Raw genomic sequence first — 20,386 nt, 5'->3', positions numbered from 1 at the left:
TTATTTAACTATATCTTGGTTTAACACTTCAGCCGCTTGCTCTAAACTCCCCAAATTACGTACCTTGCTATAACCTGCTTCGTTTAGCAAAGCCATTGCTTTTGACGCCCGATTTCCACTTCGACAAAATAGCGCTATAGGTTGGTTTTTGTCGAGTTTTAGGCTTGCTACTTCTTCGACGATCTCCTGCCAAGGAATCAGCCTTGCTTGCACCAAATGCCCTTCTTGCCATTCTGCTTGTGTTCGAACATCAATAATGAACGCATCTAATAGCTCAGTCTTAGGCTGTTGCTGCTGCGCCAAACAAAGTGTGCTAACAAACAGCAGTAGAAAACCCATATAAACACACTGTTTAAACATAAATACCCTCTTTAACTTAATAGATAAAATGGTGAATCAATCAAGGCTATTTTATTGGCCTATACCAACATAACAGCAGCTGCGATGGCAGTCATGGCGATAACTAACCAGCGGTAATATTTTTCTGCAATACGTTTTACAACCCAAATCCCTGCCCAAGCGCCAATCGCGATAGCGGGCAAACACAACAGGTTTAGCAAAAAGGAATCCACGGTTATACTGTGCCAACTGGCAATATGGAAGGGGACTTTAAATAGATTTATGGCTAAAAAGAACCATGCCGCTGTGCCGATATATTCGTTTTTAGGTAGGCGCATACTGAGTAAATACAAGGCCATGACGGATCCGGCAAGGTTACCAATCATGGTAGTAATCCCTCCTAGAGTGCCCATTAAAATCGCAAACCATAGATAGTCAGGAATGTTCTCTTTATTAGCTTTTTCCATCCACAACATAATGGCCAAGCTAATAAAAATAATAATGCTCATGACTGAGCGAAAAACCTCATCGTCAATGATATTACCAAGCCACGTACCAATGACCACTCCAACTGCCGCAGAGGGGAACAGCTTTAATAGATAACTCCAGTTGGCATGCCGATGGTAATATTTAACCGCAAATAGATCGGCCATAATAAGCATAGGGAGCATTAAACCCGCCGACATTTTGCCACCAAAAATAATAGCCAGTAGTGGCACAGCAAACATCGAACTACCATGCACCCCTGTTTTAGCCATACCAATAAAAAACGCCGCCACAAACAACAAGGCTAAGGTGCTGTAACTTAAGGTATATCCAAATAGTTCTATCATGTAAAACTTGCGAACTCCAAGTGCCCAGTACACTGCAGGCAAGGTAACGCGGCACTAGAGCGGTGCCACATTATCAAGCTTTAGCAAGGCTTAGTTTATGAGGCCTGAAGGTTTACTCAAAATCGTCACAGTGCTGGTGCACCGCATCTTTAGCAAAGTTAATTTGGCCCACATCTTGAGTACCTTCAGCTTCAACTAGATTCAGTTTGGCTTGTTGGCACTTTATTGGATTTGGTATTTTATCTTGGCTTTCTGCTTTGATTTGACTTTCTTTAGCGGCTTTTGCAACTTCCGCTGCCGTAGGCATTTTTTCATCATCAATAGAGGGAGATTGGCAAGCACCTAGACTCAAGACTAAAACCACAAGCGATATAACTTTATACATATCAAGAAACTCATTTAGTAAAACAAAAAGAGTAAAACAGCTGATGCCTAAAGTATATGCGTTTTGCTGCAATACCTTAGAAAAATCTACGACAATGCCGAGCGACTTTGCAATTTAACAAGGTAGGTTTTAACTCACTAGCCGTGCAAACAATCAAGCGCTTAGTGGCGCAAATGTGGCAGCGCTTATTTTGGCAAGGGCTTGTGCTGCAATTTCTATCTCTAAGCCTCGCTTCCCGCCGCTTACAAAGATAGTGGAAAATTCCTGACTGGTCTCATCAATCACCGTTGGCAGGCGCTTCTTTTGCGCTAAAGGACTCACTCCACCCAACACATAACCCGTGCTGCGCTGCACATCAATTTTATCGGCCATCACGGCTTTTTTAGCACTGAGCGCTTTTGCCATTGCTTTCATACTAAGCATTTGATTAACCGGCAAAATTGCCACTGCAAGTTGCCCTGAATCGAGTTTAACCACTAAGGTTTTAAACACTTTGGCAGGCGGTAGATTCAATTTTTCAGCGGCCTCTAAACCATAACTTTCATGCTGAGCATCATGGGAATATTCATGCACTTGATGAGCTATGTTGAGTTTATTGAGCAAATTCACGGCAGGTGTCATGTTCTTTAGGCTCTGTTTCGCTGGTTTGATTGGAGTTAGTTGCTAAGAACGCTAATTTCTGCGCCACACGCAATATAGTTCAATATTGCGTTTCAGCTCGCGTAAATCAGATAACTGGCCTTCTTCTACCGCCTTATCTAACTGGTATTTGGCGTCTTCGCATTTTTTACCCGGTGGCTTGTCACGCTGACCTGAGTTTTCACCGGGGTCGGCATTGGCCACTTTTGATTCTGCACAAGCCGTTAACGACAATACAATAATACTGATAAACAGCAGAGGGATTCGCATACCTATCCTTTTAAAACAAAAATTTACGCGTTTGGCGCCTTAGCCAAACTCGGTAATTCACCGGTCAAACCCATCGCTTGTTTAATAATGACATGTTTAGTGCCAGAAAAACGGTTAACGCTAACTAATCCCAGATCACGAAGCCACTTTTTTGCACTGTTGTTACCACTAAATAAGCGTTTAAAGCCTTCCATCGCGCCAATCATTTTAACCGCTTCGGTTTTACGCCAGCGTTCAAATGGGCGCAGATTTTTAGCCAAAGAGAAATCTTTTTCTTTATTCACCAAGGCAATAATTTGCTCAGCTAAGGCCGCAGCATCAAGAATACCAAGGTTGGCGCCTTGCCCGGCGAGCGGGTGAATAGTATGGGCCGCATCTCCAAGAATAACCACGCCATCAGCAAGCCATTGACGAGCATAACGCATTTTTAAGGGGTAAGATTGACGCTCACTGACAAGATCACAAAGACCAAGTTGCCCATCAAAAGCGGCCATCAAGGCCTTATTAAATTCAGCGTCTGATAAAGCTAACAAGCGTCTTGCTTCTGCTTCATCTTGTGACCATACGATGGAACAATAGTTTTGTTGCCACAAAGGTAAAAAAGCCAAAGGACCGCTGGGCGTAAAGATTTGCCGAGCGATATTATCGTGACCTTTCGCTGTTTTGACAGTTGCAACGATAGCATGCTGGTCGTAATCCCAAAACGTCAGCGGAAAACCCGCTTGCGTCCTCACCATAGAATTTGCCCCATCAGCGCCGATAACTAAGCGCGCCGACACCATGCGCTCATCACTTAAACTGATAAAATTACCGTTGGAGGATAAAGCCAATTTGCTGATATGACATTGGCTAAACAAGGTTATATAGCTTTCTTCGGTGGCTTGTTGCCACAGGCTGGCCTGAATACTCTGATTTTCGAGGATGTAACCTAGATAGGGCTGATCTACATCTTTGCTATTAAAAGCAATATGTCCAAAGCTATCTTGCTCCCATACTTCCATACCTTGATAGGCCGTTTTGCGCTTTTCATCTATATGTTGCCACGCACCAATGGCTTGCAATACCCGTTGCGACGCTAAGGTTAAAGCACTCACTCGCAGTTTTGGTTCACCAGTGGGTGAAGTGATCGCACTTTGTTGGTCGATGATCGCGACACTCAGACCACTTTTTTTTAAGCTCAAGGCCTGAACCAGTCCTACGATGCCGGCGCCGATCACCACAATATCAAAAGATTGCATGTTGGTTTTAGCTCCGATTAAGTGTTGTCAAATTCATACTGATTGTTGCGCCATTAACGATTCGATCTCAGCAATCCGTTTTGGAGTATCTTTGGTTAGATTGTCATAGCCCTGCTCGGTAACTAGAAGGTTATCTTCTATCCGAATACCAATGCCTTGCCACTGCGTGTCTACATCAGCATCATGTGCCACATATAAACCAGGTTCGATGGTCAGCACCATACCCGGTTCAAATGGTCTGTCTTCGCCGGCGAATTTATAGCTGCCTACATCATGTACATCGAGGCCTAACCAATGGCCAATGCCATGCATAAAGTACTCTCGATACAATTGTTTTTGCAGATTAAAGGCTAAACTACCTGATAATAAACCCAGTTTAATCAATCCTTGCGTTAACACAGAAACTGCCGCGTCACTGACTTGTTTGAAGGTATTGCCAGGCTTGACTTGTGCAAATGCCGCTTGTTGCGCCTCAAGTACCAGTTCATACAAGATTTTTTGCGCTGGAGAAAAACGGCCTGAAACAGGAAAAGTTCGCGTGATATCGGCGGCGTAACCCTGTAATTCACAGCCCGCATCAATCAGCACCAGATCACCATCGTTTAAGGGCTGATCATTTTGCGTGTAGTGCAATATACACGCGTTTGCGCCACTCCCAACAATAGAACCATAAGCAGGATGTTTCGCGCCATTCATTGCAAATTCGTAGTGCAATTGAGCTTCAAGGTGATACTCATTAAGCCCTGCTCGGCAGCGCTGCATAGCCCGCTGGTGTGCTTGCCCAGAAATCTCAGCAGCACGGCGCATTATGGCAACTTCAGCCGCAGATTTAAATAAACGCATTTCATCTAACAAAGGGCGCACATCAATTATGCTGCTTGGCGCTTGCATACTTTGTTTGGGGGCGTCTCGTAAGGCTTCTAGCAACGAAAAAACCAGCTCGTCTGCCTCACTATTATGACCTTGAGCAAAATAAAGATGATCGTGACCATCAAGTAACGTTAGCAATTGCTCATCAAGTTCATCAAGGCTAAACGCTAAATTAAGCTCGAAGCTTTTTTTGGCTTGCAGGGGTCCAATGCGCTTACCTTGCCACAATTCTGCTGTAGGGTCGTTATCTAAACAAAAAAGCACACTTAAGCTGGTTTTTGACCGTGCGCTTGAACGCCTTTGATTAGACAACACCAGCCATGCCTGCGGCTCAGGAAACCCACATAAATAATGAAAATAACTGTCTTGACGAAAGGCATATTCCGTATCTCGGCTGCGTGTCACTAAGTTAGCGGCTGGCATAATACAAATACTGTTGTCTTGCATCATGTCCAATAAACGTTGGCGGCGAGTGCAAAATTCTTTCATGGCTAGCATAAGGCCTATACTTCTGTGGAGTAAAATTGAGTTTAACTTAGTGAACGATCTTAGGCTCGCCCTGCTGCTGTTCTGGTGATTTACCTAATTCGTTGAAACACAGCATCACCGTCACTCTGACATATTCCATTACTTCAAATAAGGCTTGTTCAGATTCTTCATCTTCTGACATTTCGTCATCCATACGAGCAATCTCGGCAAAATCTTCTAGCCCTTCTTTTACGTCATCTGAACAACCAGTTAAATCGGCTTGATGCAATCCAAAACCGAGCATAAACCCCTGTATCCAGTGAATCAGAGCCTGTCCACGCTCATTGATTGGCGCAGCATCATCGGGCAAACACAGCACCAAAGCAAAGTCATTGGCCACTAATTGCTGGCAGGTAGAGTCATATAATGCTTTAAATACCTCAAGGACGTCTTTAGATAAGGGCTCGCCCTGATTAATCACGTCGGCTAAGGGCTCCATCCAATCTTGACACTCAAGCGGCATACCGCCACCTAACATGCCACACATCATGCCCTGCACTTCTGACGCAGTGGTCAGAATGTTATTGCGCTCTAAAATAACACTTACTGATTCGAATAACTGACTGCTTGTCTTCAAAATTAACTCTCACTTGATTTTTGCGCTAATGCTACCATTGTGACGTTGTGATGCCCAGATGTAGCCATGATTGTTGAAAATCATCATGGTATATCAGGGCAATAACAGTTTATAATAAGGCGCACTAGAAAATGATGTGGTTTTTCTAGTCTCGTGCACTTTTTCTATGCCTCCTGGGGTCTTTGCCAGTTTAGTTGTGTCCCTGGCCGATGCTTTACCACCTGGAAGTTGATTCCACTACTATTGCGCAAGCTCGGCTCGTATCGAGAAGCCTACGGTAGTGATGATACTTCCGCCCTGAACTTTCGGTTCACGGGCGATTACTAAACAGCGGGATTTTGGGAGGCACCCTATTTATGGATAATGTTCACTGGTAGCAGGATGAATGAATAAAGAACAACAATTACAAACTGAAGGAAAGGTGGTGATTGAGTCTTTATCACCCTTAGTAAAGTGGCAATACAACGATTTTCATCAGGTTATGTTGGCTGAGTTCTCAGTAGACAAACAACAACAAGTTATGACTACCCTCGAACAAATACTGCCTTGTCAGTGGGACGCAAAATCCATTAAAAAAGCCCCTGATGAAGTCAAACATTTAGCCGGTTTTTTCGCTAAACTCGTTAAAAATCAAAAATTACTCAGCACTGATTACCTAACACAACCCAAAATAATGGTGGCGTGGTGGCCGTGGGGACATGGCGCAACGGTTTCAGTACGTTTATTTTTAACCAATACGAGTGAATACCAACCTAAACAAGGTCTTTTACAACGTTTGACAGCCATTTTTTCCTAGACTAGACCAGATGGTCTGGTTTGCGTTATATTTGACCTTTGGTTTTAACCCGTCGCGCTTAAACAGACTATTACAGATTAAAGCGGCTACGAATAACAATGAGGCTCAGTACCATGGCCGTTATAAATTTTGGCTCCATCAACATTGATCACGTTTATCAAGTTGATCATTTTGTGCAACCGGGCGAGACACAAGCCTCTACCTCTTATCAGCAATTGTTAGGAGGCAAGGGTGCGAACCAATCCATAGCGCTTGCGCGCGCCGGATCTGATGTGTGGCACGTGGGTAAAATAAACCAGGCAGATGCGGGTTTTAAGCAAACGATGATCCGCGAAAATATCAATTGCAAATACGTCAATTGCACAGAGACAGCCTCTGGCCACGCAATTATTCAAGTCGTTCCTTCGGGTGAAAATGCCATTGTATTATTTGGTGGCGCAAATCATGAATTAGATGACAAAGACATCATGCAAGCATTGGATAACGCTAAGTCAAGCGACTGGGTGTTAACCCAAAACGAAACGAGTGCTATTGATCAGGTATTGCTGCAAGCGAAAGAAAAAGGCTTGAAAGTGGCATTCAACCCTGCACCGATGACTGAGTCAGTGAAGCACTTACCCCTGCATTGTATTGACTTATTGATTGTTAACGAAGTGGAGGCTGAAGAATTATCTGGCCATAGCGATCTTGAACAAACTGAAGCCTATTTTCGCAAAGAATGGCCTCAAGCCGAAGTATTGATTACGCTTGGTAAAGCCGGTGTGAGAATGCTTAAAAAAGAAAAAACCATCGATGTGCCAGCATTTGAAGTGACCGCAGTTGATACAACTGCTGCTGGCGACACCTTTATCGGTTTCTTTTTGTCAGCCTATGCTGCCCATAGTGATTCTAAAACCGCATTGACCCGAGCGTGTGCGGCTTCAGCACTGGCAGTAACAAAAATGGGCGCTGCACAATCAATCCCAACTAAAGAAGAAGTCAATCGATTCTTGGCCAAAAGACAATAAACTAAACGAATAGCGAGAATACTATGAGCCACAAAATAATTTTAGACACCGATCCGGGCATTGATGATGCGATGGCCATTTTTTTTGCATTTCAATCGCCCGATATTGACGTGCTTGGTTTAACAACCGTATATGGCAACGTGCCAGTTGAGATGGCTGCACAAAATGCACTCACATTGTGCGAATTGGCAGGACAAGATATTCCAGTATGTAAAGGTGTCGCCATGCCTTGGGTTGGCAAAGAGTCTGCTTATGCGCACTTTGTACATGGCGACGATGGCTTTGGTAACATCAATTTTCCAGCAGCAAGCAATCGCAAACTTGATCCGCGCAGTTCAGCGCAATTTATTGTTGATATGGCGCGTCAGTACCCCGGTGAAATCACCCTTGTTGCCATTGGTCCTTTAGGCAACTTGGCCTTGGCTTTACGTTTAGAGCCTGAGTTACCTAAGTTAATTAAGGGAGTATCGATTATGGGTGGCGCCGCGTTTGTGCGTGGCAACGTAACTCCCGTTGCTGAAGCCAATATTTGGAACGATGCCTATGCGGCAGAGATCGTTTTTGGCGCCGACTGGGAAGTGACCATGTTTGGCCTTGATGTCACGATGACAGTACCTTTCTCTTTGGAATTTTTAAACACCTTGAAGCAAAACAACCAAAAATGTGGTGGTTTTGTGCATGATGCTGCGCAATTTTACGTGGACTTTTATTCTCAGAATCGTGAAGAAAGAGTGTGTTTTTTCCACGATGCCATGCCGATTGCACACTTAGTTGATCCGAGTTTATTTGAACTGCAACGAGGCCATGCCCGAGTATCCACGGATCCATTAAATATTGGTCAAACGTCAGTTGCCTTACCTAACACCACAACGAGCCCAGACTGGTTAAACGCGCAACAAGTTAACGTTGCGGTGAAAGTTGATAGCCAAAGGTTAACTAAGCTGTATACCGATACCTACGCTTTATAAGCCGCTTACATAAAATAATTTACCCAATATTGAAAGTAGCTTAAGACAAACTTTTCATCTAAAGTCTGTCTTAGGCGTTACTGAGTCACCAAAAATCAACCTTGATTGGGTCATTATGCAATCTGCTCCGCTAACTAAAAACGAAACGGCTCGCCTTCAAGCTTTGTATGACTATGACATTCTTGATACCGAAGCCGAAAAAGTATTTGATGATCTTACCCTACTTGCCTCTGAAATATGCAACACCCCCATTGCACTAATTAGCCTGGTTGATCCAAACAGGCAATGGTTTAAATCAACTATCGGGATTGATGCGACAGAAACACCAAGAGATATCGCTTTTTGTGCCCACGCGATTCATCAAGAACAGATTTTTCAGGTCGAAGATACCCTGTTAGATGAGCGATTTTTTGATAACCCTCTGGTGACTGAAGGGCCTAAAATTCGCTTTTATGCAGGTACTCCGTTAGTGACACCCCAAGGTCATGCCGTTGGCACCTTGTGTGCGATAGATTCAAAGCCTCATCGCTTAAATTCAACTCAGATTAATGCTTTAGAAATTCTGGGAAGAAATGTCATTTCACAAATGGAGTTGCGCAAGAAGATAAGAGTACTAAAAGAAATCGACAAAAATAAAACAAACTTTTTGTCTTCAATGAGTCATGAGTTACGCACTCCGATGAACGCTATTATTGGCTTCAGCCGTTTGTTACTGGATGATGCCGCAAACCGCGGTGCAACCGACCAAAGTGTAGAGTATTTAAAGCACATTGATTACAGCGGAAAACGACTACTCGGCGTTATCAATTCAATTTTAGACATCAACAAAATAGAAGCGGGCATGATGACGCTGTCACCTACTTTCATCGATGTCAGACAGACGATTGAGCAAATCGCTGGCATGCTCAGCAACAGCGCGCTTGAAAAGGGTATTCATTTTCAGTATCAACTTGCCGATTCGTTGCCAACGTCTTTATTGCTTGATGAAGACAAATTTAGTCAAGTCGTAATCAATCTAGTCAGTAACGGTATAAAATTTACGCCAAGCAATAAGCAGGTTACGATGCGGATCCACGCTGACAACAATCGTCTTATTGTGGAAGTTGAAGATGAGGGTGAAGGTATTTCTGAAGCTGATCTAAGCAAGTTATTTACGCAATTTCAGCAATTAGGTAAATCCCAAGGTCAACAAGGCTCAGGCTTGGGCCTAGCAATAAGTAAAGGATTGGTTAACTTGATGGGTGGCAGCATCACAGTAAAAAGTAAGCCCAAACTAGGCAGTACTTTTACTGTTAGTTTACCTTTGACTTTAGCGAAAGATGAACCAGTAGCAGGCCTTGTAAATAAAGACCAGACACACATTTTCAGCGCCAATAATATTATTTTAGTTGTTGAAGATAATGAAATTAACCAAGTGGTTATTGGAGCGATGCTAGCCACCTTTCAATTAGCGCCAATATTTGCTGATAGCGGTGAACAAGCTCTAGAAAAAATAAGCCAGCATGACTTTAATTTAGTCTTAATGGACATACACCTACCTGGCATGAATGGTATTGAAGCCAGTCAATGTATTCGCCAACAATATCCCACGCTTCCTATTGTCGCCTTGTCCGCCGACAGTTTTGAATATGAAAAAATGAAAAACAACCACTCAGTATTCGATGATTTTTTAACGAAGCCTGTCGAAAAAGAAGCGCTCGCAAAAATGCTTAACGTTTATTTAAAGTAGTGTTTACCTGATGTTAGAAAATGAGCCAAGCAGAGCTGAGTTACGCAAAACCTTTCGCGCCATGCGTAATAGTTTAACAGAAAAAGAGCAACAACTTGCTGCGACAGGGCTATTGTCTCGCTGCCTGAAATGGGCGCCTTTCATGAAAGCATCTCGTATCGCCTGTTATCTAAGTAATGACGGCGAACTTGATACCCACAAGGTGATTGATTATTGCTGGCTGAACAATATTGAAATCACACTACCTGTACTTGACCCGCTTACACCTGGCCATCTGTTGTTTGCGGTGTATCAGGCGCAATCTGCGATGCACAACAATAAATATGGTATCGCCGAACCCCAATTCGAAAAAAAGAACCTAGTTGAACTGTACAACATTGATATTATTTTCACTCCTTTAGTGGCCTTTGATAGCAGCGGGAATCGTCTTGGCATGGGCGGAGGTTACTACGACCGAACACTGGCAACATTAAGCGATCACGCCAAGCAACCTTTGATCATTGGTGTGGCACACGATTGCCAACTGATTGAAAAATTGCCTGTGCAAAGCTGGGACATTCCCTTACATGGCATTGTTACACCTAGCCAAATTTTTACCTTCTAAGCCATTTTATTCAGCTTATCTTAGGTTACACTACGCGCTTTTCTACTTGTAAAAGTGACTGAATACTTATGATGACTCAAGATCAAAAGAAACACGCTGTGGCACAAGCCGCCTTAAAATATGTGCAAGATAACGCTATTATCGGGGTGGGCACGGGTTCAACCGTTAACTATTTTATCGATGCCCTAGGTACGCTCGCTCATAACATCCAAGGTGCGGTGTCGAGCTCTGAAGCATCCACCAAACGGTTAAAAGCGTTAGGCATCGAAGTATTCGACCTTAATTCCGTTGGTTCATTTGATATATATGTAGACGGCGCTGATGAAGTCACTCAACACAAACACATGATTAAAGGCGGTGGAGCTGCACTGACTCGCGAAAAAATTGTTGCGGCTGTAGCTAAAAAATTTATATGTATTGCTGATGACTCAAAATTAGTCGGCATGCTGGGTAGCTTTCCTCTGCCGGTTGAAGTTATCCCGATGGCACGTTCTTATGTAGCCAGAGAAATTGTCAAACTCGGTGGTGACCCAGTGTATCGCCAAGGTGTGGTGACTGACAACGGTAATGTCATATTAGATGTTTATAACCTTGAAATACTCAAGCCCATTGAACTTGAAAAACAACTCAACAATATTGTGGGTGTGGTGACCAATGGTCTATTTGCGGCAAGAGGCGCCGATGTGGTTTTATTGGCTAACGAACAAGGTATACAAACCTTAGAATAATCCAGTAATCGCCGGCTAACAGCCTGCCCTAATCAGGCAGGTTTTGCTGCAAAAAGCGCAGCATATTGTCACCCATGACTAAGCGAATATCCTCTTGAGAAATACCTTTTGTTAATAATGCTTGTGTTAATTCTACTAGTTCACTGGTATCAAAGGCCACTTTAGTCGCGCCGTCAAAATCAGAACCTAAGGCAATATGTTCTGCACCAAGTAAAGCAATACCATATTCTATTGCGCCAGCTACACTGGCCGGTGAGATATCACAAACCGCTCCATCCCAATACCCGACAGCAATTAAACCACCCGCCTCAGCAATCTGCTGCATTAGTGTATCGCTGATATTACGTGGAGAATCACAATGCCCCAGTAAACCTGTGTGACTCATCACCAAGGGCTTTTGACTCATGGCAAGGACATCACGCACCACTTGCTCTGACGAATGGGAAACATCAACAATGATGTCTAAAGACTGCATCATTTGCACCGCTTCACGACCAAAGTCACTCAAGCCATCGCCACTTGTACCATGCAAGGAGCCACCTAATTTATTATCAAAAAAGTGTTGTAGGCTCATCATTCTAAAACCATAGTCGTACAACACCTTTATGTTGGCTAAGTCTTCATCCAAAGCATGTGAGCCCTCAGTGCCTAGCAACGCCCCCACTAAAGACGGCTCTACTGCCCGTTGGGCAACAAAATCTGTTAAGGTGGATTTGGAGTCAATAAAACGAATTTTGTCTGGATTCTCCTCTACAAACTCATGTAATTTGTCAGCTTGATAGATAGCCCTGGCTCGCAAGCTTTGCCACGTATCCACTGGCCAGCGTTGGAGTAAGGCTAACTTAGTTACATTGTCGCTGGCATCAGCTTCGTTTTGCTCATAATTGAGCCCGCTGGGCGATTTAGTGACGGTAGTAAACATTTGAAGGGCAACATTGCCTTTTTGCAATCGAGGAAAATCGACATGGCCAAAATCACTAGGACGATTCAGATCGCGATCCCACATCAAACTATCACTATGCCAATCACCAATAAAAAGTTGACGATGTAAATCGAGAGCCTGCTGACTAATGGGCAGACTTTCAAGTGCCGTTACGCGATTAAATTGTTTCTCAACATAGGCGGGAGCAAAATTAAAGACAGTAACTATGAGTAAGGCTAAAAGTAACAAACTACTTAAGCCTATTTTTTTCATTCGCGACATCCAGTGCACCTCAAATAGTGTGATAAATCGAATCATAACTTCAAACTGGACTTTGTGAAATTAATGTAAATAAAAAGAAGTGATTTAGGCTGGTATTTTTAGGCTAAAGATTGAGAATGCGCAATTGTCATAAAACTCTCATAAATGTCTTTTCTAAGCTGACCGGGTGCTTTAGGATCAAGGCTTATACTTAATGCCCTGTAATGAGTTACTGTGAGTTACCCACCGTCTTTAATCTTGATAAAAAATGCCACGCTATTTGCTCCGCAAGCACGTGGCAGCAAACATCTGCTCATTGCAGCGGGTAAAATTGCTTACATCGGTGATATTTTGCCCACACTTGGTGATGAGTTAGCGGTGGAAACGGTCGATCTAGCAGGGCAAATTTTAATACCCGGCTTTATTGATGCCCATACGCACATTACCGGTGGCGGAGGTGAAGCAGGATTTGCGACGCGAGTACCGCCCGTGCCCTTGAGTCAGTTTACTCGCGCCGGTGTAACTACCGCAGTGGGAGTGCTAGGTACTGATGATCTAACCCGCACAACAGGCTCACTGCTAGCACAAGTCTATGCCCTGCGTGAAGAAGGTTTGTCTGCTTATTGCTATACCGGTGGTTATCATTTACCGCCCACTACCCTTACAGGTTCGGTAAAATCTGACATTGTTTATATCGAACCCATTTTAGGTGTAGGTGAGCTAGCCATCAGTGATCATCGTTCGAGTCAACCAACCTTAAATGAGTTATTGAAAGTCGCTTCTGAAGCTCATGTTGCACGTTTAATGACAGGTAAAGCCGGTATTTTACATCTTCATTTGGGAGATGGTGAGCGAGGTCTAGCATTAGTGCGCGAAGCGATTGCCAATGCAGAAATACCGGCAAAAACGTATAATCCTACCCATGTAAATCGTCGAAAAGCACTGTTTGACGAAGCCTGTGAACTGACTAAACTGGGTTGTTGGATAGATGTTACGGCATTTGAAACCGGTGATGTCGGCTATGAACCGGCAGAGGCACTAATGCGTTATATGAACAGTGACTATCCACAAGATAAACTCACTATAAGTTCTGATGGTGGTGGATGTTTACCTTGTTTTGATCATCACGGCCACATGACTAAAATGGACTTTGCTAGCTCAAGTGCCATGACGGAAGTGTTTTATCAACTCATCGATAGTGATGTTGATTTGGTGCGTTTTTTACCGTTTTTCACTAGTAATGTCGCAGATTTATTGAATTTTAGCCACAAGGGCCAAATCAATGTAGGTTGCGACGCAGACCTAATTGTACTTGACCCGAACAATCGAATTCACCATGTTATGGCCCAAGGTCATTGGCATATTTTTGCCAAAAACATCATTAAAAAAGGCTCTTTTGAGAATTAATTATGCCCTCTCCTAATATTGCAGGCACTCACCGTGGTTATGTTATTCCTATTGGTGGTGCGGAAGATAAGTTACATAATCCGCAAATTTTGAAAAAATTTGTCAAACTGGCGGGTGGCAAAGATGCCGTCATTAGTATTATCCCAACTGCTTCACAACTAGACGATACCGGAGAACGTTACCAAGCGATATTTAATGAACTCGGTGCAGGTACCACTCACGTCATCCCTATATCTGAGCGGGCTGATGCACAGAAGCAAGAGTATGTGGATCTCTTAGAACAAAGCACCGCTATTTTTGTTACGGGCGGCAATCAATTGCGCCTATCTACTATATTAGGTGGTACGCCTATCGCTAAAGCCATTCGCCAGCTAAATGCCAAGGGTGTGCACTATGCAGGTACGTCGGCGGGTGCCGCTATTGTATCGCAACATATGATTACTGCTGGTAGTACCGGGATTGTACCTACTGAAAATGGCGTGAGTTTGGCGCCTGGTTTAGGCTTAATCAATACTGCGGTTATCGATCAACATTTTAATCAGCGTAATCGTTTAGCTCGCTTGTTGAGTGCAGTTTCTTACAATCCTTTTTTAATTGGTCTTGGACTGGATGAGGACACTGCGGCCTTTATCAATGAAAATAATGAATTTACCGTGGTCGGTAGCGGTGCAATTACGATTATTGACCCTTCTAATATTGAATATTCTTCGATGGCTGAAGCCAACAGGGGAGACGCGTTAACCTTACTCAATTTGAAGGTGCATATCCTCGCTGCAGGCAGTCGTTTTAACCTCAATGACAAACAAGCTTTTATCAAATAAAACTTATTTTGGCTGTTTGGGCTGCAAACAAGAATAAAAGTAGCGTAGGCTGCTTTTTTTTTATACTTTAGCTATGTGAGGCTTTCTCTATGCCGTGCGCTAGCCGCTTATTTTTTTCGCTAAGGGCTAGATCTTCGCTCCAATATCAGCATCTACAATAACTCAAAGGAATAAATAACGATGAAGATACTCAGCACTAACGTATATGTCGGTCCCAATATTTACGCCAACTTTCCCGTTATTAGTCATCAAATCGACATTGGTGAACTTGAAAATTGGCCTTCGGTCAAACTCGGGCAGGGATTTATCGATGGGCTAATTATTGCACTGCCCTCTTTGCAAAAACACGGCTGTTCTTATCGCGAAGATGGCGGTTTTATCCGTCGTTTAAAAGAAGATGAAGGGACGTGGATTGGCCATATCTGGGAGCATGTGGCTCTAGAATTACAAGACCTTGCCGGCTCTGATGTGACATTTGGAAAAACCCGCAGCAGTGGCAAAGTAGGCTGCTATGACGTGGTGTATCAGTATCATCAACGAGATGTAGGTTTAGCCGCCGGAGAACTCGGTATACGCTTACTAACTCACCTTATGCCCAAAGAAGTGCAGGACCTACTGCATTCAAAAACTGATGAAGATTTCAACTTTTCTGAAGAACTGCACGACTTTGTGCGCATGGCTCAACGAAAAGAATTTGGCCCAAGCACGGCTTCATTGGTCAAGGCCGCTGAAGAACGCGATATCCCTTGGCTGCGCCTAAATAACTACAGCCTAGTGCAGTTTGGTCACGGTAAATACCAACGCCGCATTCAAGCCACTATAACCAGTGAAACCAAACATATTGCAGTAGAAATATCCTGTGATAAAGAAGACACCCACAATCTACTCAACGATTTAGGTTTACCAGTACCACAACAAATTATGATCTATGGCGAACAACAAGCGATCCGTGCTGCCAATAAAATAGGCTATCCGGTGGTGGTCAAACCGTTAAATGCTAACCATGGCAGAGGCGTGAGTATCAATCTTACGGACGGCGAACAAGTGCGTGCAGCGTTTAATGAAGCCTTACAGTTTGGCACTGGTAAAGCGGTGTTAGTAGAGAGCTATTTAAGTGGGTTTGACCATCGTATGTTGGTGGTAAATGATGAATTAGTTGCGGTGGCAAAACGCGTACCCGGGCATGTGGTAGGTGACGGTCTATCTAACATTAAGCAACTCATAGACATCGTAAATCTTGACCCACGCCGTGGTATTGGTCACGAAAAAGTATTAACGCGTCTCGAGCTGGACAATCAGGCCGAACGATTATTAGAAGAAGCCGGTTACGATGCCGACACCGTATTGGAAAAAGGCCAGTTGTTTTACTTGCGTTCAACCGCAAATTTATCGACTGGCGGTACCTCCATCGACGTGACTGATATCGTGCATCCAGATAACCGTAATATGGCAGTGCGCGCCATCAAAGCCATTGGCTTAGACATTGGCGGCGTGGATTTTCTTACTGACGACATCAGTAAATCGTATAAAGAGATCGGTGGCGGTATTTGTGAGTGTAATGCAGCACCCGGCTTTCGTATGCATGTCGCGCCCAGTGAAGGTAAACCCCGCGATGTCGCTGGCAAAGTGCTAGATATGTTATTTCCTGCTGGAAGCGAAGCGCGCATTCCTGTTGCGGCTATCACTGGTACTAACGGTAAAACCACCACCAGTCGCATGCTCGCAAGCATTGTTAAAGGTGCAGGTTTTACCACGGGCATGACCTCAACAGATGGCGTGTATATCGACGGGCATCTAACTGTCAAAGGTGATATGACCGGTCCTACTTCGGCACAAATCGTACTGCGTGACCCAAGTGTCGACTTTGCCATATTAGAAACCGCCCGTGGTGGTATTCTAAAACGTGGTTTGGGTTACATGGAATCCAATGTAAGTGCTTGTTTAAATGTGACTGCTGACCATTTGGGTTTACGGGGTATCAATACGGTTGAGCAACTGGCGCAAATTAAACGCGTGGTGGTTGAAGTGGCAAAAGACTGCGTGGTTCTCAATGCCGATGACATGCTATGTCTGCAGATGGCTGACTATTGTGAAGCAGAGCGCATTTGTTATGTGACCATGGATCCAGGTCATGGCCTAGTGCGAGAACACATTCGCAGCGGCGGTATGGCCGCGGTATTAGAAAAAGGGATTAATGGCGACATGATCACCTTGTACGACAAAGGTGCCCATATTCCTTTGTTATGGACTCACTTAATTCCAGCCACGATTGAAGGCAAAGCCATCCACAATGTACAAAATGCCATGTTTGCTGCAGCGATAGCTTATAGCTTTGGTTTTTCTCTTGAAGATATCCGTCAAGGTTTACGTATTTTTAGCACCTCTTTCTATCAAGCCCCTGGGCGTCTAAATATCTATAATGAACATCCTTTTAAAGTCATTCTTGATTACGCGCACAATCCAGCTGCGATCCAGTCAATTACTGACCTAGCAAAGCGTTTAGATGTCAGTGGTAAGCGCCGTTTAGTGATTGCCATGCCAGGTGACAGACGGGACGAAGACATCATTGAAGCGGCCCAAATTGTGGCCAAAGGTTTTGATAGTTTCATCTGCAAAGCCGACGACTCTCGTCGGGGTCGTGGCTATGACGAAGTGCCTTTATTATTGAAAACGACCTTAATGGCCGCCGGTGTGGATGAGAGTTTGATTCAAGTTATTCCATCAGAACAAGATGCCATTGAACAAGCCTTGGAAGATAGTCAGAAAGGCGACTTGTTGATCATTTTAGGTGATGACATTACCCGTTGCTGGAAACAAATTGTGCACTTTAATGGTGGTGTTGAAGTCAAACCTTCAGGTGATGAACCATCACGTGACTACCCAGACAAGTTATTTGAGCCGGTCGAGCATAAGTTTGAACTAGCGGCAGGCCAACGTTTAGTGCAAGACGAACGCGGTGTGCGCTTAGTGGTAGAACATGATGAGGAGGCGGACTAAGGTGGCCAAGTTTTCTCTATTATGCTGACCTTGCAATTAGATGAAGTTCGACGCCTGACCGGCCCCAATTTGTTGTGGGATAAGCCGGGGGCGATTATCGATGTATTATTTGAGGGTATAGCACATTCACAGGTGCTTGATTGCCTGCAAACTTGGGTAGATAAACTGCTAACTGAGTTTGCATGGCAGCAAGAGAGTTATACTTATCGAATGCATGAGCATGGGCTTAATTTTGCTATCAGTGCCCCTTTCGATGCTCTATACAGCGCTTGTGATCTACTCGAGCTGGCGTGGGATTGCTGTGTCTGTGAGTTACAGCAACAGCCTATGCTAGCTTGGCAGCCTCGGTTACAAGGAATTCGAGCTGAACTGCTTGATGAAAAAAAACCGCACTTACTGGCACTGATTCAACAAGCCGCCAAACAGCAAGTAACGTGTTTAGTTGACGATGATGAGCTCAGTCTTGGTATGGGCGCCACGGCGCAAACATGGCCAATTAACGCACTGCCTAATATTGAGCACATTGAATGGTCTCAATATCAGGACATACCCAGTGCCTTAATTACTGGCACCAATGGTAAATCTACCAGTGTCAGATTAGCTGCCAAAATAGCTAAAGCCGCCGGTATTTGTGCCGGCGTCACTTCTACCGACTTTATTCGCGTTGGTGATGATGTGCTTGATTACGGTGATTATTCCGGTCCTGGCGGGGCAAGAATGTTACTGCGTGATACACGCTGTCAATTGGCATTTTTAGAAGTTGCTCGTGGCGGAATTTTACGTCGTGGCTTACCCGTAACAAGAGTGAATGCAGCGCTTATTACCAATGTAGCCAGTGACCATTTAGGTCAATACGGTATTAATACCGTAGCTGAATTAGCTCAAACTAAATTTGTAGTCGCCAAAGCCCTTGGTGACCGCAGCATATTAGTACTCAATGCCGATGACGAGATGGTTATCTCTCAAGCTCAACACATTAAAACTCCTATCTGCTGGTTTAGCCGAGACGAAAATAATGGCCTTATTCAACAGCAAATAGACTTAGGTGCCCCAGCCGTATTTGTCCGTTGTGATGAGATTGTCTTTCACGATAAGGGCAAGTTTGAGAGCATTTGTAGCATTGACTCTGCCCCCATGACGCTCAATGGTAGCGCATGGCACAACATACAAAATGCCTTGGGTGTGGTGGGTTTAGCAAAGGCGCTTGATCTGCCCCATTTTGCCATAGTGCAAGGTTTGCAAGAATTTGGCAGTGACAGTCAAGATAATCCCGGACGAGGTAATATCTACCACATAAAGGGACGACACGTTATTGTTGATTTTGCGCATAATGAGCACGGCATGCGTGCCGTTATAAATATGGCCGTTCAACTTAAGGCTAAACGTTATATTGCCATGTTCAGCCATGCAGGGGACCGCAGCAACGAGGATATGCAAAACTTAACTAAAGCCGTCAGCGAGCTTAACGCCAGTCTCTATATCCCAGCTGAACTGGAAAAATATTTACGTGGCCGAGCGCCCAATGAAATTCCAGCCCTATCTCAGCATTTTTTACTCAATCTTGGCATCTCTGCAGAGCACATTAAATTGGCCAATTCTCCGTTATTGGGCGCGAAGCAAGCCTTAGCAGCCGCCGAAGAAGGTGATGTTATTTTGCTATTTGTGCTCGATCAGCGCCAAGAAATACATCAGTGGTTACTGAGTCAAAGTCAGGAAGAATAAAAACATGTCAATCGAACACAAAATCGCTTTAGTAACAGGCGCAAGCCGCGGCATTGGCGCGGCAACTGCAGTTAAATTAGCCGCACAAGGCTACAAGGTTTGCGTTAATTACCAGCGCAATAGCCAAGCCGCTGAAAAGGTAGTCAATACGATTAAGCAACAAGGTGGAGTGGCCTTCGCTTTTCAAGCTGACGTATCACAAGAGCAAGAAGTTAAGGCGCTATTTGCCGCTATCGATAAACAACTAGGAGCGATTACTCACTTAGTCAATAATGTTGGCATCTTAATGCAGCAAAGTAAGTTAATTGATATGGATGCCCAGCGTATCAATAAAATACTCAGCACTAATGTCACCAGTTACTTTTTATGTTGCAAAGAAGCCTTGCAACGCATGCAAACAGGCTCGGCTATTGTCAATGTATCATCTGGTGCCGCGCGATCGGGATCGCCGAACGAATATATCGACTATGCGGCTTCAAAAGGTGCAATAGATACACTCACCAAAGGTTTATCTTTAGAAGTTGCACCACAAGGTATTCGCGTTAATGGCGTGCGGCCAGGCTTTATCCATACCGACATGCATGCTGATGGTGGAGAGCCTAATCGCATAGCGCGCCTAAGGCCTCAAATCCCTTTGCAGCGAGGTGGCACAACCGAAGAAGTCGCAAATTCGATTGCGTGGTTATTATCAGACGAAGCCTCTTATGTTACCGGCAGTATCATTGATGTGACGGGTGGTAAGTAA

At 44.2% G+C, this 20,386-nt stretch carries 20 protein-coding genes and 1 other RNA gene; 12 read left to right on the top strand and 9 right to left on the bottom strand.

Annotated features, from left to right (window positions below; all coding sequences use genetic code 11):
- The 8 genes from NWQ57_RS05795 to NWQ57_RS05760 all read right to left on the bottom strand — a co-directional run bounded on the left by NWQ57_RS05795 (window position 1) and on the right by NWQ57_RS05760 (window position 5,679).
- Complete coding sequence (locus NWQ57_RS05795; protein ID WP_306021189.1) at window positions 1-360, bottom strand: rhodanese-like domain-containing protein; 360 nt, start codon at window positions 358-360, stop codon at window positions 1-3.
- Between the two features lie 59 nt (window positions 361-419).
- The gene (locus NWQ57_RS05790; RefSeq protein ID WP_306021188.1) at window positions 420-1,172 is read right to left on the bottom strand and encodes a sulfite exporter TauE/SafE family protein; all 753 of its coding nucleotides are present in this window, start codon (window positions 1,170-1,172) and stop codon (window positions 420-422) included.
- Window positions 1,173-1,284: 112 nt separating this feature from the next.
- A complete protein-coding gene (locus NWQ57_RS05785) occupies window positions 1,285-1,557 on the bottom strand; it encodes a hypothetical protein (RefSeq protein ID WP_306021187.1) in 273 nt (90 codons plus the stop codon).
- A gap of 153 nt (window positions 1,558-1,710) precedes the next feature.
- Window positions 1,711-2,178, bottom strand: a complete 468-nt coding sequence (gene ybaK, locus NWQ57_RS05780; protein WP_306021186.1) for a Cys-tRNA(Pro) deacylase — start codon at window positions 2,176-2,178, stop codon at window positions 1,711-1,713.
- Between the two features lie 51 nt (window positions 2,179-2,229).
- Window positions 2,230-2,466 (bottom strand): hypothetical protein, encoded by a 237-nt coding sequence (locus tag NWQ57_RS05775; protein ID WP_306021185.1) that lies wholly within the window; start codon window positions 2,464-2,466, stop codon window positions 2,230-2,232.
- Window positions 2,467-2,489: 23 nt separating this feature from the next.
- Entirely contained in the window at window positions 2,490-3,704 is a 1,215-nt protein-coding gene (locus NWQ57_RS05770; RefSeq protein WP_306021184.1) for an FAD-dependent oxidoreductase, read from the bottom strand.
- Between the two features lie 33 nt (window positions 3,705-3,737).
- A complete protein-coding gene (gene pepP / locus NWQ57_RS05765) occupies window positions 3,738-5,063 on the bottom strand; it encodes a Xaa-Pro aminopeptidase (protein WP_372340892.1) in 1,326 nt (441 codons plus the stop codon).
- A 46-nt stretch (window positions 5,064-5,109) separates the two neighbouring features.
- Complete coding sequence (locus NWQ57_RS05760; protein WP_306021182.1) at window positions 5,110-5,679, bottom strand: UPF0149 family protein; 570 nt, start codon at window positions 5,677-5,679, stop codon at window positions 5,110-5,112.
- A gap of 167 nt (window positions 5,680-5,846) precedes the next feature.
- On the opposite strand from NWQ57_RS05760, the gene ssrS reads away from it, so the two are divergent.
- The 7 genes from ssrS (at window position 5,847) to rpiA (ending at window position 11,511) form a co-directional block, all read left to right on the top strand.
- A non-coding RNA gene (ssrS, locus tag NWQ57_RS05755) (6S RNA) lies at window positions 5,847-6,028 on the top strand.
- 36 nt (window positions 6,029-6,064) lie between these two features.
- Window positions 6,065-6,475 (top strand): hypothetical protein, encoded by a 411-nt coding sequence (locus tag NWQ57_RS05750; RefSeq protein WP_306021181.1) that lies wholly within the window; start codon window positions 6,065-6,067, stop codon window positions 6,473-6,475.
- A 113-nt stretch (window positions 6,476-6,588) separates the two neighbouring features.
- Window positions 6,589-7,482, top strand: a complete 894-nt coding sequence (locus NWQ57_RS05745; protein WP_306021180.1) for a ribokinase — start codon at window positions 6,589-6,591, stop codon at window positions 7,480-7,482.
- Window positions 7,483-7,505: 23 nt separating this feature from the next.
- On the top strand, window positions 7,506-8,450 hold the full coding sequence (locus tag NWQ57_RS05740; protein WP_306021179.1) for a nucleoside hydrolase: 945 nt from the start codon (window positions 7,506-7,508) through the stop codon (window positions 8,448-8,450).
- 115 nt (window positions 8,451-8,565) lie between these two features.
- The gene (locus NWQ57_RS05735) at window positions 8,566-10,179 is read left to right on the top strand and encodes a GAF domain-containing hybrid sensor histidine kinase/response regulator (RefSeq protein WP_306021178.1); all 1,614 of its coding nucleotides are present in this window, start codon (window positions 8,566-8,568) and stop codon (window positions 10,177-10,179) included.
- Between the two features lie 10 nt (window positions 10,180-10,189).
- The gene (locus NWQ57_RS05730) at window positions 10,190-10,783 is read left to right on the top strand and encodes a 5-formyltetrahydrofolate cyclo-ligase (protein WP_306021177.1); all 594 of its coding nucleotides are present in this window, start codon (window positions 10,190-10,192) and stop codon (window positions 10,781-10,783) included.
- Window positions 10,784-10,854: 71 nt separating this feature from the next.
- Window positions 10,855-11,511 carry a ribose-5-phosphate isomerase RpiA gene (rpiA, locus tag NWQ57_RS05725; RefSeq protein ID WP_306021190.1) on the top strand — a complete coding sequence of 219 codons (657 nt, stop codon included), beginning with the start codon at window positions 10,855-10,857 and terminating at the stop codon, window positions 11,509-11,511.
- A 28-nt stretch (window positions 11,512-11,539) separates the two neighbouring features.
- Here rpiA and NWQ57_RS05720 read toward each other — a convergent pair whose 3' ends face one another.
- The gene (locus NWQ57_RS05720) at window positions 11,540-12,715 is read right to left on the bottom strand and encodes a dipeptidase (RefSeq protein WP_306021176.1); all 1,176 of its coding nucleotides are present in this window, start codon (window positions 12,713-12,715) and stop codon (window positions 11,540-11,542) included.
- Between the two features lie 213 nt (window positions 12,716-12,928).
- Here NWQ57_RS05720 and iadA point away from each other — a divergent pair, with 213 nt between their 5' ends.
- The 5 genes from iadA to NWQ57_RS05695 all read left to right on the top strand — a co-directional run bounded on the left by iadA (window position 12,929) and on the right by NWQ57_RS05695 (window position 20,386).
- Window positions 12,929-14,101 (top strand): beta-aspartyl-peptidase, encoded by a 1,173-nt coding sequence (iadA, locus tag NWQ57_RS05715; protein ID WP_306021175.1) that lies wholly within the window; start codon window positions 12,929-12,931, stop codon window positions 14,099-14,101.
- Between the two features lie 2 nt (window positions 14,102-14,103).
- Entirely contained in the window at window positions 14,104-14,922 is an 819-nt protein-coding gene (locus tag NWQ57_RS05710; RefSeq protein WP_306021174.1) for a cyanophycinase, read from the top strand.
- A 180-nt stretch (window positions 14,923-15,102) separates the two neighbouring features.
- Window positions 15,103-17,919 (top strand): cyanophycin synthetase, encoded by a 2,817-nt coding sequence (gene cphA, locus NWQ57_RS05705; protein WP_306021173.1) that lies wholly within the window; start codon window positions 15,103-15,105, stop codon window positions 17,917-17,919.
- A 21-nt stretch (window positions 17,920-17,940) separates the two neighbouring features.
- Window positions 17,941-19,641: a Mur ligase family protein gene (locus tag NWQ57_RS05700; RefSeq protein WP_306021172.1), complete on the top strand. Its 1,701-nt coding sequence runs from the start codon at window positions 17,941-17,943 to the stop codon at window positions 19,639-19,641.
- A gap of 4 nt (window positions 19,642-19,645) precedes the next feature.
- On the top strand, window positions 19,646-20,386 hold the full coding sequence (locus tag NWQ57_RS05695) for an SDR family oxidoreductase (RefSeq protein ID WP_306021171.1): 741 nt from the start codon (window positions 19,646-19,648) through the stop codon (window positions 20,384-20,386).

The organism is Paraglaciecola sp., from assembly GCF_030730205.1.
Classification (GTDB): domain Bacteria; phylum Pseudomonadota; class Gammaproteobacteria; order Enterobacterales; family Alteromonadaceae; genus Paraglaciecola.
The sequence above is the reverse complement of the archived record's forward strand: the minus strand, read 5'-3'. Positions and strand labels throughout refer to the sequence as shown.